This window comes from Citrobacter gillenii (genome assembly GCF_013337685.1).
GTDB lineage: Bacteria > Pseudomonadota > Gammaproteobacteria > Enterobacterales > Enterobacteriaceae > Citrobacter > Citrobacter gillenii.
Genome location: NZ_SUQN01000005.1, coordinates 274480 through 290450, shown reverse-complemented (window position 1 = coordinate 290450; position 15971 = coordinate 274480). Strand labels below are relative to the sequence as shown.

The 15971-nt window shown below is 51.9% G+C and carries 20 protein-coding genes; 7 read left to right on the top strand and 13 right to left on the bottom strand.

The features are described 5' to 3' along the window. Positions 1–84: 84 nt before the first annotated feature. Positions 85–1272: a CynX/NimT family MFS transporter gene (locus tag FCH32_RS13630; RefSeq protein WP_115258702.1), complete on the top strand. Its 1188-nt coding sequence runs from the start codon at positions 85–87 to the stop codon at positions 1270–1272. Positions 1273–1309: 37 nt separating this feature from the next. On the opposite strand, the gene FCH32_RS13625 is transcribed toward FCH32_RS13630, so the two are convergent. Next, positions 1310–2017, bottom strand: a complete 708-nt coding sequence (locus FCH32_RS13625) for a CTP synthase C-terminal region-related (seleno)protein (protein ID WP_117342964.1) — start codon at positions 2015–2017, stop codon at positions 1310–1312. A gap of 198 nt (positions 2018–2215) precedes the next feature. Here FCH32_RS13625 and FCH32_RS13620 point away from each other — a divergent pair, with 198 nt between their 5' ends. Beyond that, complete coding sequence (locus FCH32_RS13620) at positions 2216–2563, top strand: DUF488 domain-containing protein (RefSeq protein ID WP_096757324.1); 348 nt, start codon at positions 2216–2218, stop codon at positions 2561–2563. 7 nt (positions 2564–2570) lie between these two features. On the opposite strand, the gene FCH32_RS13615 is transcribed toward FCH32_RS13620, so the two are convergent. Further along, the gene (locus FCH32_RS13615) at positions 2571–2819 is read right to left on the bottom strand and encodes a putative hemolysin (RefSeq protein ID WP_174361035.1); all 249 of its coding nucleotides are present in this window, start codon (positions 2817–2819) and stop codon (positions 2571–2573) included. A 187-nt stretch (positions 2820–3006) separates the two neighbouring features. Here FCH32_RS13615 and FCH32_RS13610 point away from each other — a divergent pair, with 187 nt between their 5' ends. Genes FCH32_RS13610 through yoaJ form a run of 3 tightly spaced genes read left to right on the top strand, consistent with a single transcriptional unit; the run spans position 3007 to position 4255 of the window. Beyond that, positions 3007–4032: a sensor domain-containing diguanylate cyclase gene (locus FCH32_RS13610; RefSeq protein ID WP_174361034.1), complete on the top strand. Its 1026-nt coding sequence runs from the start codon at positions 3007–3009 to the stop codon at positions 4030–4032. 47 nt (positions 4033–4079) lie between these two features. Then, positions 4080–4178 carry a YoaK family small membrane protein gene (locus FCH32_RS13605; protein WP_096757327.1) on the top strand — a complete coding sequence of 33 codons (99 nt, stop codon included), beginning with the start codon at positions 4080–4082 and terminating at the stop codon, positions 4176–4178. Positions 4179–4180: 2 nt separating this feature from the next. Further along, positions 4181–4255, top strand: a complete 75-nt coding sequence (gene yoaJ / locus FCH32_RS13600; protein ID WP_099530266.1) for a protein YoaJ — start codon at positions 4181–4183, stop codon at positions 4253–4255. Between the two features lie 49 nt (positions 4256–4304). Here the strand turns inward: yoaJ and FCH32_RS13595 are convergent, their stop codons facing one another. Beyond that, complete coding sequence (locus FCH32_RS13595; RefSeq protein ID WP_115258707.1) at positions 4305–4553, bottom strand: GlsB/YeaQ/YmgE family stress response membrane protein; 249 nt, start codon at positions 4551–4553, stop codon at positions 4305–4307. Between the two features lie 358 nt (positions 4554–4911). Here FCH32_RS13595 and fdhF point away from each other — a divergent pair, with 358 nt between their 5' ends. Next, positions 4912–7059 carry a formate dehydrogenase subunit alpha gene (fdhF, locus tag FCH32_RS13590; protein ID WP_174361033.1) on the top strand — a complete coding sequence of 716 codons (2148 nt, stop codon included), beginning with the start codon at positions 4912–4914 and terminating at the stop codon, positions 7057–7059. Positions 7060–7113: 54 nt separating this feature from the next. Here fdhF and FCH32_RS13585 read toward each other — a convergent pair whose 3' ends face one another. The 4 genes from FCH32_RS13585 to leuE all read right to left on the bottom strand — a co-directional run bounded on the left by FCH32_RS13585 (position 7114) and on the right by leuE (position 9329). After that, positions 7114–7758 (bottom strand): hypothetical protein, encoded by a 645-nt coding sequence (locus tag FCH32_RS13585; protein ID WP_115258709.1) that lies wholly within the window; start codon positions 7756–7758, stop codon positions 7114–7116. 208 nt (positions 7759–7966) lie between these two features. After that, on the bottom strand, positions 7967–8149 hold the full coding sequence (locus FCH32_RS13580) for a DUF1869 domain-containing protein (protein WP_096757331.1): 183 nt from the start codon (positions 8147–8149) through the stop codon (positions 7967–7969). A 3-nt stretch (positions 8150–8152) separates the two neighbouring features. After that, positions 8153–8515 carry a DUF1971 domain-containing protein YeaR gene (gene yeaR / locus FCH32_RS13575; protein WP_096757332.1) on the bottom strand — a complete coding sequence of 121 codons (363 nt, stop codon included), beginning with the start codon at positions 8513–8515 and terminating at the stop codon, positions 8153–8155. A gap of 175 nt (positions 8516–8690) precedes the next feature. Further along, entirely contained in the window at positions 8691–9329 is a 639-nt protein-coding gene (gene leuE / locus FCH32_RS13570; RefSeq protein WP_117343116.1) for a leucine efflux protein LeuE, read from the bottom strand. Between the two features lie 236 nt (positions 9330–9565). On the opposite strand from leuE, the gene ycaC reads away from it, so the two are divergent. Beyond that, positions 9566–10192 (top strand): isochorismate family cysteine hydrolase YcaC, encoded by a 627-nt coding sequence (ycaC, locus tag FCH32_RS13565; RefSeq protein ID WP_096757333.1) that lies wholly within the window; start codon positions 9566–9568, stop codon positions 10190–10192. Between the two features lie 57 nt (positions 10193–10249). Here the strand turns inward: ycaC and zinT are convergent, their stop codons facing one another. The 6 genes from zinT to FCH32_RS13535 form a co-directional block, all read right to left on the bottom strand. Next, the gene (gene zinT, locus FCH32_RS13560) at positions 10250–10894 is read right to left on the bottom strand and encodes a metal-binding protein ZinT (protein WP_420838401.1); all 645 of its coding nucleotides are present in this window, start codon (positions 10892–10894) and stop codon (positions 10250–10252) included. A gap of 123 nt (positions 10895–11017) precedes the next feature. Next, positions 11018–11608: an ATP-binding cassette domain-containing protein gene (locus tag FCH32_RS13555; RefSeq protein WP_115258711.1), complete on the bottom strand. Its 591-nt coding sequence runs from the start codon at positions 11606–11608 to the stop codon at positions 11018–11020. Further along, entirely contained in the window at positions 11592–12386 is a 795-nt protein-coding gene (locus tag FCH32_RS13550; protein ID WP_117342958.1) for an ATP-binding cassette domain-containing protein, read from the bottom strand. Before FCH32_RS13550 ends, FCH32_RS13555 begins: the two co-directional genes overlap by 17 nt. Continuing rightward, a complete protein-coding gene (locus tag FCH32_RS13545; protein WP_115258713.1) occupies positions 12380–13192 on the bottom strand; it encodes an ABC transporter permease in 813 nt (270 codons plus the stop codon). Before FCH32_RS13545 ends, FCH32_RS13550 begins: the two co-directional genes overlap by 7 nt. Continuing rightward, complete coding sequence (locus tag FCH32_RS13540; RefSeq protein WP_096759416.1) at positions 13182–14156, bottom strand: ABC transporter permease; 975 nt, start codon at positions 14154–14156, stop codon at positions 13182–13184. The genes FCH32_RS13545 and FCH32_RS13540 overlap by 11 nt, the downstream gene beginning before the upstream one ends. Beyond that, a complete protein-coding gene (locus FCH32_RS13535) occupies positions 14156–15742 on the bottom strand; it encodes an ABC transporter substrate-binding protein (RefSeq protein ID WP_174361031.1) in 1587 nt (528 codons plus the stop codon). Before FCH32_RS13535 ends, FCH32_RS13540 begins: the two co-directional genes overlap by 1 nt. Positions 15743–15971: the final 229 nt, after the last annotated feature.

Sequence of the window (15971 nt, the reverse complement as noted above, 5' to 3'; positions counted from 1 at the left end):
TAGCGATAATCTGTCATTTTAGCTTGATTCATCCATGGTGTAAAAACGGTAAGGTATCGCCTCGCCTGACGATAAGAGAAAAAGATGACTTATTCCCCTTCCCCCCGCGGCAAGCAAGGTGCATTGCTGATTGCGGGTATCCTGATGATCGCCACCACGCTTCGCGTTACCTTTACCGGTGCTGCGCCACTGCTGGATGCCATTCGCGCAGATTACGCGCTGACGACCGCCCAGACGGGGCTCCTGACTACCCTGCCGCTGCTGGCCTTTGCGTTAGTTTCCCCCCTGGCGGCGGGCGTTGCCCGTCGATGGGGTATTGAGCGCAGTCTGTTTGCCGCCATGCTGCTGATTTGCGCCGGTATTGCCATACGTTCATTGCCCTCGCCGCCATTCTTATTTGGTGGAACCACCCTCATTGGCTGTGGGATAGCATTAGGCAACGTGCTGCTTCCGGGGCTGATTAAGCGTGATTTTTCACAACATGTCGCAAAACTTACCGGGGCGTACTCGTTGACGATGGGAGCTGCGGCCGCCATTGGCTCAGCCATCGTGGTGCCGCTGGCGCTTAACGGATTCGGCTGGCGCGGTGCGCTGATGATGTTGATGGTCTTTCCGCTGCTGGCGCTGTTTATCTGGCTACCGCAGTATCGCCAGACGAGCCATGCCACGATGAGTAACTCGCGCGCGTTGCATTCCCGAGGGATCTGGCGCTCCAGCCTCGCCTGGCAGGTGACGCTGTTTTTGGGGATCAACTCACTCGTCTATTACGTGATTATCGGCTGGTTGCCCGCTATTTTGATTAGCCATGGCTACAGCGAGGCGCAGGCGGGTTCGCTGCACGGTTTGCTGCAACTCGCTACTGCCGCACCCGGCTTACTGATCCCTTTAATCTTGTTTAAATTGAAGGATCAACGCGCCATTGCCGCTTTGGTCTCATTAATGTGTGCGATTGCAGCCGCAGGATTCTGGCTGCTACCCAACCAGGCCGTGTTGTGGACGATTTTATTTGGCTTTGGCTCGGGCGCGACGATGATCCTCGGACTGACGTTCATCGGACTTCGTGCCAGTTCTGCGCACCAGGCGGCTGCGCTATCCGGTATGGCGCAGTCTGTGGGGTACTTGCTGGCGGCGTGTGGACCGCCGTTAATGGGCAAAATTCACGACCTCAACGGTAACTGGCAGATACCGTTGATTGGCGTCGCCCTGCTAGCGACACTGATGGCTGTGTTTGGCCTGTATGCTGGACGCAGCCGTGAGATAACCTCGCCATAACGCATGGGGCAGGCTCATTGCAGACCTGCCCGACTTTTTATCCGCGCGCCGCGCGTAACATCGCCTGAACCAGCGGCACGGGTTTCCCCGCCAAGGCACCCCGTTCATGTTGAAAGAGCGTGCCAACATAAAAAGGATGCGTCACCAGTTCAATGGCCCGAATATCTCCCGCCTCATCCCAGCCCGTTACGCGTAAATCCCCACGCTCCAGTTCGTCGGCAAAGGCTTGCGATACGCCGTAGTTGCAGTGATAACCTTCGGAGATCACCTCCTGATTGTAGGCTCTGGCGATCAGCGTATTCGCCCGCAGTTCGATATCATCCGTTTTTTCGACCAGCGAGCAGCTCAATGGGGCAATTACCATGCGACCTTCGGTATCCGTTTCTGCGTGTGCGGCATCGTGCCAACCCAGCACGTTGCGGGCATATTCGAGGATGGCATGCTGAAAACCACCGCAGGTGCCGAGAAAGGGAATACTGTTTTCACGGGCGTAACGAATAGCCGTCAGCGCACCTTCTGGATGCTGATACGGGCTACCGGGCACCACCCAAATAGCGTCATAGCCGACCAGGTCCTCACCGCTATTAATATCCGATGTGGTTAGCCAGTCGTAATCCGCCATTAATTCCAGCACCGCGGCAGCGTCATCAATAGCAAGGGGAATCGCCTGATGCGCGACAATGTCAGGGTTGTAGTCACCGACCAGCGCAATGCGAAGTGTATTTTTTACAGGGGAAATGTCCATGAGAGTTTCCTTGTGTCCAGACAATAAGGGACAACATAAGGAGCCTCACCCTACCGATATTTTGTTGTTTTCACAATCCCTTAAATTGGGAGTCAGTCGCGACAAAATGCTATAATGGTCACGTTTTACGATCTTAATGTACCGTAAAGACGGTAATAAAACGTCTCCATTCGGTGACATAACGGAGCGGATTGAGAAATGAATATTCAATGTAAACGCGTGTATGACCCGGCTGAACAAAATGATGGTTATCGCGTTCTGGTCGACAGACTGTGGCCACGGGGGTTAAAAAAAACCGACCTGGCCTGCGATGAGTGGAATAAAGCGCTCACGCCCTCGACTGAATTACGCAAAGCATTTCATGCTGAACTTATTGATTTTAAACATTTCGCTGAACAATACCGCGCCGAGCTTGCTCAACAGCAGCAGGAAGGGAAACGGCTTGCTGACATCGCGCGTCAACAGACCGTCACGCTACTGTATGCGGCAAAAAATACGCAACAAAACCACGCTCTCGTGCTGGCCGAGTGGCTACGTCAATGGTAGCAGGCTCTCACTGCGTTTTAGCCGGGTGATCTCTGCGCCAAAGCGCCCATTCGTCGATCACTTCTCCACCGGGGAGCTTGCAGTCAGAACGTACCCCTTGCGGCGTTTGTACCGCAATCAGCGAACCTCCTTTTTGCTGGCAATAGACGGATGCCGGATTCGCCATACCCACTTTCGGTGGCATTGGTGCATCGGGTTGCGTCGAACATCCCGCTAACATCAGCATACTTGGCAACACAATAAACACAGCTTTCATGACCACTCCTGCAAATAATGTTATTGCGGGCAGATTACCCTGACTGCCCGCCTACCTCCATGTTTTACTGATGCGTTTTTATTCTCCGCTTACATTTCATACAGTTCGGCTTGTTTCATCTTTCACAGTGTTGTTTTATCATGCAGGCATCACCGTCGTTGTTACTACTCAGGAGTATTTACCTCTCATGTCTGACATGATCCTTGCCAGAGTCTCACAATCATTAGCCACCGAGCAGTCTGTTGAGGGTCTGGTTCGGCAACTTCTGGAGATGCTGGAAATGGTGACTGACATGGAGTCGACCTATTTAACCAAAGTCGATTTAGATGCACGCCTGCAGCATATTCTGTATGCACGTAACAGCCGACAGATGCATATACCCGAGGGTTTGTCGGTGCCGTGGGATGAAACGTTGTGCAAGCGCGCAATCGAAGAAAACTGCCTGTACAGCAATAACGTCCCCGCTCGCTGGCCAGACTGTGCCGCCGCACGCGCGCTGGAAATTACCACCTTTTTGAGCACGCCAGTCCACCTTCCGGATGGGACATTTTACGGCACGCTTTGCGCCACCAGCCGGCAGCAACAAACGTTGAGCCAACGCGGAGAGCAGGTCCTGCATCTGTTTGCGAGTCTGATTGCCCAGTCGATTCAAAAAGAGTCACTGGTGGCGCAATTACGTGAAGCGAATGCGGCACTCATTGCACACTCCTACACCGACGCACTCACCGGATTACCGAATCGTCGGGCCATTTTCGAAAATATGGAAACCCTCTTTTCACTGGCTCGCCATTTGCAGCAAAAAATTATCGTCGCCTATATTGATTTAGATGATTTCAAGCTGATCAATGACCGTTTTGGCCATGAAGTTGGTGACCAATTTTTGATCCAGGTTGGGCAACGTTTGCGCCATGTGTGTAGTGAAAACGATATTCTCGGCCGACTGGGCGGCGACGAATTTCTCGTCGCGGGTCTGTCACAAAAAAGTGAAGAAGATCAACACACGCGCATGCAAAGGGTTAAAGACCAGTTGCAACAACAACTCTGCGGCGACTATCAGCTTGGCGCTATCAGCCTGTTTTATCCTGGCGCCAGCCTGGGCGTGATTGAAGTCGATCCGCGAGAAACCGACTTAAACTGTGCGCTTCATAACGCTGATAGCGCGATGTACCTGGATAAAAAACGCGAGGGCAAAACTGCTTTTGTCACGCATTAAGCCCTGTTATTCTGGCTCATCTTCACATAACGTTGGCTGGTGAAACCATGCGGATTGGTATTATTTTTCCTGTCATTATCTTCATTTCCGCCGTTGTTTTTTTATCCTGGTTCTTTATTGGCGGCTACGCCGCTCCGGGAGCATAACCATGAAAAAAACAACGCTCATCATGATTGGCGTCGCCATTATTGTGGTACTCGGCACCGAATTGGGCTGGTGGTAAAAAAATAAAGGCCACACGAAGTGGCCTCTACTTCAATATCTGTTTTGATTTAGCTTTTGACTTTTCTGTAGATAAACAGAACAACGAGCGCGCCGATAATCGCCACGGCAAAGCTGCCAAAGTTGAAACCATCCACTTTGCCAAAGCCAAGCAATGTACTGATCCAACCGCCAACGACTGCACCGATAACCCCTAAAATAATAGTCATAAAGAATCCGCCGCCGTCCTTGCCTGGCATAATCCATTTTGCCAATATCCCAGCGATAAGACCGAAAATAATCCATGAAAGTATACCCATTTTTTTCCTCGCTTATGTTTTTACGTGAACGATTGACTCGTTATTTAAAAGCATAGCATAGCGCCGAAAAATTAAAATTTGTGATCACCATCACCATGGATTTTCATCTTATTCCGATGTTTCATGATCTTAGATCACCGCAAATGGCGATCTTTTCTGACGTTTATCGTCATTAATGTCGTTTCGTCAGTGACTTTACGTTTAATTTCGCAGCCCAACCCTACCGTGACTACGTTTTCAATTCTGGCACACTTTATGCTTTAACAGCCCGTCACTACGATACATCGTAGCCCGTGACCTATTCACGTGGCTGCGTCTACAATTCGCGCTATTTCAGCATTTAACAGGTCTGTTATTGATGAAAAAAATCACCAGTGTATGCCCATACTGCGGGGCCGGGTGCAAGCTCAAGCTTGTTGTTGAAAATAACAAAATCATCCGCGCCGAAGCCGCTGAAGGGGTGACCAACCAAAACCAGCTATGTCTGAAAGGCTACTACGGTTGGGATTTTCTTAACGACACGCGCCTTCTGACTCCCCGTCTAACTCGCCCGCTGATCCGTTATGAAAAAGGGGGAAAGTTCACGCCCGTCAGCTGGGATGAAGCCATTCGCTACACCGCAAAACGCTTATCCGACATCAAAAATGCTCATGGTCCCCGCGCCATCATGACTACTGGCTCTTCCCGTGGAACAGGAAACGAGACCAACTATGTGATGCAAAAGTTCGCACGTGGCGTGCTCAACACCAACAACGTCGATTGCTGTGCTCGCGTATGCCATGGCCCTTCCGTTGCCGGATTGCAGGAAACCTTAGGCAATGGCGCAATGAGCAATTCCATCAGCGACATTGAAAATTCCAAATGCCTGCTCATCTTTGGCTATAACTGCGCAGACTCTCATCCGATAGTCGCCCGCCGGGTCATCAAAGCCCGTCAGAACGGGGCGAAAATCATTGTCTGCGATCCTCGCCGCATTGAAACCGCGCGTATTGCAGACCAGCACCTGCAGTTGAAAAATGGCTGTAACATGGCGCTGGTCAACGCCTTTGGACACGTGCTGATTGAAGAGCAGCTCTACGATCGTGAATACGTACAAAAGCATGCCGAAGGCCTGGAAAGCTATTGGGAAACCGTAAAGGACTATGCGCCTGAAACCGTTGAACACCTCACCGGGGTGCCAGCTCAACAGGTACGCCAGGCGATGCGCACCTTTGCCGCCGCACCGTCAGCGACGGTGATGTGGGGAATGGGCGTGACGCAGTTCGGCCAGGCTGTCGACGTCGTGCGTGGGTTGTCGAGTCTGGCCTTGCTGACCGGCAATCTGGGTCGACCTAACGTCGGCGTCGGCCCGGTACGCGGGCAGAATAACGTTCAGGGCGCATGCGACATGGGCGTGCTTCCCAATCAATTTCCGGGCTATCAGGACGTTACCGATCCCGCAGTGAGAGCGAAATTTGCTCAAGCCTGGGGGATTGACGTCAACCTGATGGATGACAAGGTGGGCACACGGATCACCGAAGTCCCGCATCTGGCGATTGAAGGCAAAGTTAAAGCCTACTACATCATGGGGGAAGATCCGCTGCAAACCGAAGCCGATTTGGGCCTGGTTCGAGAAGGCTTCAACGCGCTTGATTTTATCGTGGTGCAGGACATCTTCATGACCAAGACGGCGGAAATGGCCGACGTTATCCTGCCCGCAACCTCATGGGGCGAACACGGTGGCGTCTTTACCTGCGCCGATCGTGGTTTTCAGCGTTTTGAGAAGGCGATCGAACCCACCGGGGATGTGAAGCGCGACTGGGAAATTATCAGTCTGTTGGCGACCGAAATGGGTTACCCAATGCAGTATCAAAACAACCAGCAAATCTGGGATGAGATGCGCGAACTCTGTCCGCTATTCTATGGGGTAACGTATGAGAAAATGGGCGATATGGGCCATATTCAGTGGCCTTGCCCGGATCTCGATCACCCTGGCACCCCGTATCTCTATCAGAATAGTCGGTTTGATACCGCCAACGGTAAGGGCAAGCTGTTTGCCGCTCAGTGGCGAGCCCCTGCCGAAGTACCGGATGAAAAATACCCGATGGTGCTCTGTACCGTGCGCGAAGTGGGGCATTACTCCTGTCGTTCCATGACCGGCAATTGCGCGGCACTGCAGGCGCTGGCAGATGAACCGGGCTATGTGCAAATCAATACTCAGGATGCCGCCAAACAGGGGATCCGTCATCGTGACCTGGTGTGGGTGAGTTCCCGTCGTGGGAAAGTCATTAGCCGTGCCGATGTCTCCGAGCGCATCAATAGCGGAACGGTGTATATGACGTATCAGTGGTGGATTGGCGCATGTAACGAGTTAACCCAGGATAATCTTGATCCTATCTCGAAAACGCCGGAAACCAAGTATTGCGCGGTGAATATCGAACACATCATCGATCAACATTGGGCAGAGAAGTATGCTGCGCAATCATATAGCGAGATGAAGTCACGTTTATGTGAGGCTATTGCGTAAATAACAGTACACACAGCCTGAGTCTTTTGTTCAAGGCTCAGGCTGTTATTTCGATCACTTAGCCAGCAGTTGCTTGCCTACACGAACAGATGCGTATTCTTCCTTCTTATCTCGCCGCATAAAACCAAGGTTCATCAGAAATAATCCCACCATAAACGGCAGTTCATACAGCTCTTCAATAAGATCGCCGTAATGGGCATTATGCAGAAACAGTGGCGACAGCAGGCGATGATGTTCTACGGTGTCAGATATTAAAAATGCACAGGTGGTGATTGCCAGCAGCCAAATCGGCAGCGGTTCATTACGTACACGACGTGCAATATCCTGCCGTAAGCGCTTCGACAATAACACTGGCAGAATAATCATGGCAATTAACACGACTGAAATGGTTCTGAACAGAAGTTTAGGGTGCTCAGGGAAATAATCACGTCCCCAACTGGTGCTTCTGCCCAGTAAAACCAGCCACCACACTGCCGCCCACAGCCAAAATTGCTTCTCACCTTCAGGACGAGATAAAGGCCGAATATAGACGAGAGTAAATATCGCGCCAAACAGTAGCCACAGCGCCTGCCCATTTTCAATCCATCTGACAACGGTGCCGTTTAACAGAGGAAGATTCCAGTTTGCGGTGAACGGGATCGCGACGATGACCAATCCAAGAATGAGTGTGGGTAATGTAAGCTGGGTGTTCAATTTCATAAGCAAGATGTTCTGTAGTGTTACTGTGTACCGATCATAACCCCTGTGAATGGTTGCCTATTAGCAATGAATGCGATGTTCTTAAGGTTTTCTTAAGAATTCTTTTTTCGGACTGTTTAAGTAACCAGTCACAGGATGTCAGTCAATAAAAAAACCGCAGCATGCTGCGGTTTTTTATATAAATCATAGAGTAACGGCGTTTATGGCGTTACCAGCCGCAAACATCGTGCTCATTTTCTGTATCGTACGAACGTACGGTATTCACCAGATCTTTGACCACTTCGGCTGCCACGTCGGGTACCAACAGCGTCATTGGCGCTTCCGTTTCATAATCAACAGAAACGCCATTGCTGTTATTGGTTACGGTGACGGTATAGGTTGCTTTACTCATGACTCACTCCTTGCCGGTACGCACGACTTTTCGTTGATTAGCACTCTCCATCAGAACCTCAGGCGCAACGAAAAAATCGATATTAAAGTAGGTGTCGTCGGTCATCACTTCAATGTTGTGCCATTTTTCCGGTGGAAAAACGCCAAACTGACCGGCTTCAATAATCATCACCTCTACGGGTTCCGGGCTGTGCTCATCTGCGAATCCGAGATATTTGACCGCCCCCTGCATAACCGACAGTCGAGGATAAACCCCCGCACGGGTACCTTTATCAAGGTGGCGTTCGAAAATTCCGGCAGGCGCAGTGTCTTTGTTCCAGAACGGCGTTGAGCGTGTATGAATGTGATTCTGTGGAATTTGAAGCATCTTTCTTCCCTTTTCCAGTCGACAACCAGCGAGCCTTATTGAATCGCTGCTGTGAACAGGGTACGCCTCAAAATATACATTTAAAATACCATTTATTGGTTAGTATTCTTACTGATGGGCAATGATAAGAATGGGGAAAAACGCAAAGCCCGCCGCCTGGAGCGGGCTAATGGCGTTAAGACTGAAGCGTCGCCAGACGGGCGGCAAATCCCACAAAAATTAAACCGATAAGGGAATTGCCCACCTTCGCCAGTTTCTTCTTGGTGCGAATATACTGCGTGACAAAAGCGCCTGAGAAAATAAGGAAACTCAGATAGAAGAAGCTCACGATTTCAAGCGTAATGGCCAAAATAAAGAACGACAACCCTGAATGTGGTGCATTGACGTCAATAAATTGAACGAAAAACGACACATAAAACAGAATGGCTTTTGGATTAGTCAGACTCAAAATTAATGCACGTTTGAAAATAGCACCAAAGGGCGTTTCTTCGGCCGCAGTTTCCGTCGCCTTCGACTTTAACGTGGCATACAGAATCTTCGCGCCGAGATATAACAGATAAAAAGCCCCCAGATAACGCACGATATTAAACAAAACGGGCGTTGTTTTGATCAGTGCCGCAACACCTGCGTAGGCCAAAAACATCAGCACGGCATCACCGATGAACACCCCGCAGGCTGCAAGGTAACCGCCCTTCACCCCTCGCCCTACGCTGTTCTTCAGCACGAATATCGTATTGGGCCCCGGTACCAGTACAATAAAAATAGCCCCCACCAAATACGTCCAGTAATTCAGAACTCCATACTCTGCGAACACGTTAACCTCTTCCTGATAAAACACATGCATTTGCTGCGAGACAATATGCTAACGAATGCATCACCTGATGGAAAGAGAAGCTTATGAATAGCGCACTCTGTTGCAGAATATTTTTCGTTCCAGATTTGCAACGATGAAACTCATTTTTGCGACTACCCAATACCCCGGATAGCCACTACTGTTTATCAATAGATTTCGCCGTCGAGGCCCCCTCTCATCACCTGGAGAAAGAAAAAATGACGATTACCTATAAACGTGTGGATAAGGATCAGGCTGCCGTACTGTTGGTCGATCACCAGGCAGGTTTACTGTCGCTGGTCCGTGATATTGATCCCGACAAGTTTAAAAACAACGTGCTGGCGCTGGCCGATCTGGCGAAGTACTTCAAATTACCCACCATTCTGACCACCAGCTTTGAAACCGGCCCTAATGGCCCGCTGGTACCTGAGCTGAAAGCACTGTTTCCTGACGCCCCTTACATTGCCCGCCCGGGGCAGATTAACGCCTGGGACAACGACGATTTTGTCAACGCGATTAAAGCGACGGGTAAAAAACAGCTGATCATCGCCGGTGTCGTCACCGAAGTGTGCGTTGCCTTCCCTGCACTATCGGCCATTGAGGCAGGGTTCGACGTGTTCGTGGTTACCGATGCGTCCGGCACCTTTAACCCGCTGACCCGCGACTCTGCCTGGAACCGTATGTCTTCTGCCGGCGTGCAGTTGATGACCTGGTTCGGTCTGGCCTGTGAATTACACCGCGACTGGCGTAATGACGTTGAAGGACTGGGCACGCTGTTTTCCAACCATATTCCTGACTATCGCAACCTGATGACCAGTTACAGCACGCTGGCTTCCGGAAAATAATATCCGCAATTTATCAACCCGCCGTTATCGGCGGGTTTAAATACAGCCGGATGGGAATTAATGATGCAGCATCTCGTCAATAACCGCTTCTGCTTTGAGCTGATACGGATAATAGGTTGGCCAGTTGTCCATCTCTTCAAGCAGCGCTGCCTGTGAGGTATTTCCCATAAAGATGTGATAGTGGCTCGATTTGCGTGGCGCGATAATATGATCGCTAAATTGAACGTATTTCGGCGCCTGACTATTTGCCTCTTTGCACTCAAACAGATACCGCACACCTTTCTTGCCTGACGTATAGGTCAATATTTTGTATCCGGCGTAATCATATTTACACGACGCGACCTTATTACCCGTATGAAATTCCATCACACCGTTCTCGATACCGATAGTGTCCACGCTAGTGGCATAGCCTGTGCGGTAATAGGTTTTATACTCCTCCGCCGTTTTACTTTTATCCTTTTCGGCCTTCTGCTTGAATACCGGATCCAGTTCACCGCTCTGCAGATAAGGGTAAACGGACTGCCACACGCCATCCCAGTCGCTCAGAGCCCTGTTCTTCACATGGCTATTATCAAAAACGCCCTCTGACGCTTTTTGCTCTATTTCTGTCATCGGCGCGCCATGGGAATGGTGCCCATGTGCCAGGACCTGACTACTGGCTAACAGCATCCCCAAAACAACCGCCAGTCTTTCCAAACGAATAGCCAAAATTTCACCCTCAATATGGTTGCGAGTGAATTGTTATAATATAACGTAACAATTTAATCAACGCGGATATGCAAAATTCATCCACAGCGATAAATCGGCCACACGGAGAAAGGACGACTACGGCCAGGGCAACCTTCGCGAACAAAGCTGATCAAGCAATGCCTGCTGATGGCTGATGATGAGCATTCCTAACGGACGACGCTGGCATTCTTCAAGAAGCAGCGCCCATATGTCTCGTTGAATAGAAGGGTCAAGCTGGGCGGTAATTTCATCGGCAATGAGAAAACGCGTGCGCGGATCAAGAGCGCGCAGTAGCGCAATACGCGCCAGTTCACCACCAGAAAGCTGCCCGGGTCGGCGGGTTAACCACTCGGGATTGATATGTAAGCGGGCGAGCGTTGAGGCATCCGGCAGCCAGGCATCCCGCACCGCATCACCGGTACTTCGCCAGGGGTTGAACGTCAATTCAGGATGTTGCGGCACCAGTTGTACCGGGCAATATTGCCCGACCGGTAACGGTTTATCATCGACTAAAATCTCACCGGAGGTTGGTTTTTGCCAGCCAGCCAGCACGCGTCCCAACGTGGTTTTCCCGGTCCCGCTAGGAGCGCAAATCCCCATGCGCTCCCCGACAGCCAGCGAGAACGTCAGGTTTTGCCACAGCACCTTACCGCCCTGGCGTATAACAACATCACGACAGCACAGCATTCAGCTCTCCAAATAGTTGGTTTCTCTCAGGTAACGCCCGCCATTGCCGCTGCAAATATTCGCTGATATCGCCACGCAGCAGCTGTTCCCGACTCACGTTATCCGATACCCGTCCCTGATGCAGGGCAACAATCCGGTCCGCATGGCGTGCAGCCAGCGTGAGATCGTGGGTTACCCACAGCACACCACAGCCCTGCTCGCAAAGGCCTCGTAAATGCCCCAGCAGTTGATTCGCCAAAGGCGCATCCAGCCAGGCGGTAATTTCGTCAGCAAGGATATAGCGCGCCTGACTGAGTGACGCATGGCACGCCAGAACACGTTTTGCCATCCCACCGGACAGTTGGCGCGGGAAAGCACCTAATACGCTGTTGTCCAGTTGGCTCCGTTCAAGAAGTTGCGTTACCTTCCCCGCGTCCCAGGGATGACCGGAGAGTTGACTCGCTCTTTTCAAATGCTTTTCAATGGTCAGCAGTGGATTAAGCGCCTGAACCCCTTGCGGTACATAACTAAAGGTATTGCCGCGACATGCACGGATGTCATTACGATCCAGCGTTTTTCCATCGAGGGTTATCGCGCCCTGAACGCGCAGATTGTCTGGTAACAGATCGAGCAGACACTGCAACAGCAGACTCTTACCTTCCCCGCTGCCGCCGACTAATGCCACCATTTGACCGGGGGAAATATCAAAAGAAATATCCTGGAGTAGCGATGACCACTTTCTCGCGCCGTACCAACGATAGCGCGCCACGTCCAGCGAGACCTGCTGTAAACTCAACATGCGTCACCTCTCAACCACAAACGATGTACCGCCCGGGCAAACTGATCAAATAACATCACCAGGCTGAACAGCATTAACCCCGGAAACAGCACCAGCCACCAGTTGCCGTGGCTGATAAATCGCAGCGCATCCGCCAGCAACAGACCCAGCGACGGCTCATGCGGCGCCAGCCCGAAACCAAGAAAACTTAACGCCGCGCTATGTAACACCGCGTGCGGAAACATCAACAACGTCCCGGTCAACCATTGTGGCAATAGCGCAGGTAAGTAGTGATGACGCCAGCAGTAAAAATGCCCGTGTCCCAGCCGTCGGGTCAGCATCAGGTAGTCACTGTGTGCGACGCGTTCCGCCTCCGCGCGCAGGATCAAGGCCAGACGCGGCCAATGGGTCAGCGCAACCGCCAACACCACCCCACTTTTACCACCGCCGAGAGTAAAGCAGATCAAAATCAGCAGCAGCAGATGCGGCATCGACAACATCGCGTCGGTGACTAAGCGCATCAGAACATCCATGCGCGGATGCAAACGCGAAACCGCCGCCATCAATAAAGCAATTACCCCGCTACACACCGCCGCGCCGATACCAATTTGCAGGCTGGTTAACGCCCCCTGAAAGCAGCGCACCCATAAATCACGCCCGAGATTATCGGTGCCAAACCAGTGCAGCGCATCCGGTGGCAGATGGCGGGCCAGCAGATTAACGCTCAGTGCGTTATCCAGCGTAGCGTTGCCATAAATGGCGATGAAGAGTAAACCGCCCGCAGACAGTAGAAGGCGAATCAACGTTGGGGTTGGGTTATAGAGCATCTGGACGCTCCACCGCGCGATTTAGCACATGGACTAACCAGGAAGAGAGCGAGTTGCCGATGAACACCAGCACGGTGCTGAACAAGACAATCCCCATCAGCAGCGGCACATCGCCGCGTAATCCGGCATCAATGGTCGCCTGCCCCAGTCCGGGATACGCAAAGACTTTTTCTGCCAGCAATGCGCCGCCAAAAAGTTCGCCAAGCGAAGCAAATTGCAGGCACAGCGCAGGCGTTATCGCATGACGCAGGACCTGGTGACGCAGCAGCGACCATCCCTTGTCTCCCTGCGAGCGAGCAAAGCGGACGAAGTCGCTTTTCATCACGCTGGCGATACTTTCTCGGGTGTGCAGCGTAATTTGCCCTAACCCCAATAAACTGAGGGCGCATACCGGAAGAATCAGATGACGCAGACGCTCAGTGAAGCCAGCCATATCACCACTGTTGCCAGGCTCCCACGCGCAGCAGACCGGGAGCACCGGCCAGCGTACCGCAAACACGGCCAGAAGCAGCATTCCTATCCAGAAGGTTGGCAACGATGAAAGCAGATAGCTGAGGCGGCAGATCATTTTATCCGGCCAACGGTTCAGGAAGCGCCCGGCAACGAACCCCATTGCCGTACCCAGTAACCCCGACATCAACCATGCGCCACAGAGCAGAGCAAATGAGGTCGCAAAACGCTCTTTGATCACGCTGGCGACCGGTGCATTAAACAGCATCGAATACCCGAGATCACCCTGTAAGACGCGTGCAAACCAGTGCCCGAAACGCTCCCACAGCGGCTGATCCAGCCCCCAGCGTGCGGCGATACGCGCATACTGTTCTGGCGGAACATGCAGGAGATCGTTACCAATATAGGCACGAATCGGATCGACCGGCGAGAAGCTGAGCAAGATGAAGGTGCCAGCAGCGACCAGCACCAACAATACGATCAGCCGCAGAAAATGACCCACAACAGACTTCATCAACGGCAGGTCCAGGTCCATTCATCAAGATTGTTGAGCACGGACCAGCTGCCGTGAATTTCCGGCGCCCCTTTGCCCAGGTCAATGCACGGATTAGCCAGATAAGTATGCTGGATATTCAGCAACCATGCCCACGCAGCGTCACCCTGAACGCCTGCACCCTGCTTGCCATCCCACTCCACCTGCTGCCAGAAAGGCACTGCTTTTTGCCAGTCCGGCGCATCAATGGCCTGTTTGAGATGCTGTTCAACCGCAGGATTGCTGTAATAACCGGGGTTGTAATACTCAACGCCCGCGGCCTGCCCGCTGTAGTGATGGAAAAGCTCCATCGGATCTAAACTCCCCCAACCAAACAGCGTGGGATTCGAATGCATGTGGCGCTCAACGGTTTCCCAGCTTCCGGATTGCAGCGACACCGCAATGCCAACAGGTTCGAGCATGGCACGCACCGCTTCGGCTAAATCACGACGCGTACTGTCGCCGCTCGCATACCATAAGGTCAGACGAGCTGCTTTGCCGTCTTTTACACGTACACCATCCGGGCCAACTTTCCAGCCAGCCTGTTCCAGAAGCGCGCGCGCTTTGTCACTGTCGCCATCTTTAAACGCAACCGATGGTCCCTGCCACGGCAGTCCCTGCACCGCGCTGTACGCCGGGATAGCGTGGCCTTCCATAACCTGTTCAGCCAGTTGCTTACGATCGATGGCGTAGTTAATAGCCCGTCTGATCGCGACGTCGGCCGTTATATCGTTACCGACCGGATAACCGTTAGCATCTTTTTTACCCGCAGGGACCATCGGGAAAACGATCCCCCGGTTCTCTACGCTGTTGCGAACCCACAGCTTCAAATTATCTTGCTGAGGTGCAACGGCCATTGATGGCGCAATACGCACCAGCCCCAGTTGACCACTGCGTGCGGCCGCGTAAGCGTTATCTTCGTCCAGGAAGACAAACACCAGCCGGTTAAAATCATTTTTCTTACCCGCGTACCAAGGGTTCGCTTCGACGATCAGCTGTTGGCCCGGCTGAAAACTCACCAGCCGATAAGGGCCTGCGCCAATTGGATTTCTGGCAAAGGTTTTTTCATCGTATTGTTTTGCCGGAACAATGCCTAACGAGCCCAGCACGTTCACAAACGTACTCTGCGGACTGCGTAGCGTCATTTCTACCGTGCGATTATCTTTCAGGCGGGCATGGGTGAAATTCCCCATGTCGATTTTCCCACCGCTTTTCGCGGCTTTGTTGAAGGTAAATACCACATCTTCCGCCGTGAGCGGGGAGCCATCAGAGAATTTAAGATCGGGTTTTAAGGTTAATGTCCAGGTTTTCCCATCAGCGCTGGTCTCCACCTTCTCCGTCAGCAGGCTTCCCCAGCTCATATCGGCATTTTGTTTTAACAAAGGTGCATGCAGGAGCAGATAGCTGCCGTGACTCCAGCCTAGCATCGGGTCGAATCCCTCCGTGGGTTCGGGTCCAATTGCCAGTTTCAATGTTTGCCCTTCCACCGCCGGTTGTGCTGCGAAAAGGGAGGTCGAAAATGCCAGAGTCAGTGCGCACGTCAACCGTGTCAGCTTGCCGTTAATCATTACCTTATCCCGCTTTTGCGTTGTTTTTATACCGCACAACAGCACATACCCGTTGTGAGGTCTCCTGGGGAAGGGATTATGGCGGACCACTTTGGCTAAAAAAATGATACAGCGCAGAAAAGTATGACGATTTTAAAAAAACATCATACAACTGTCGAATTCTCACCTCTCGACGTGCAGTGATTCACTGCCGTGATTTTTATCTCCTTCTCTATTATTCAATCTCATA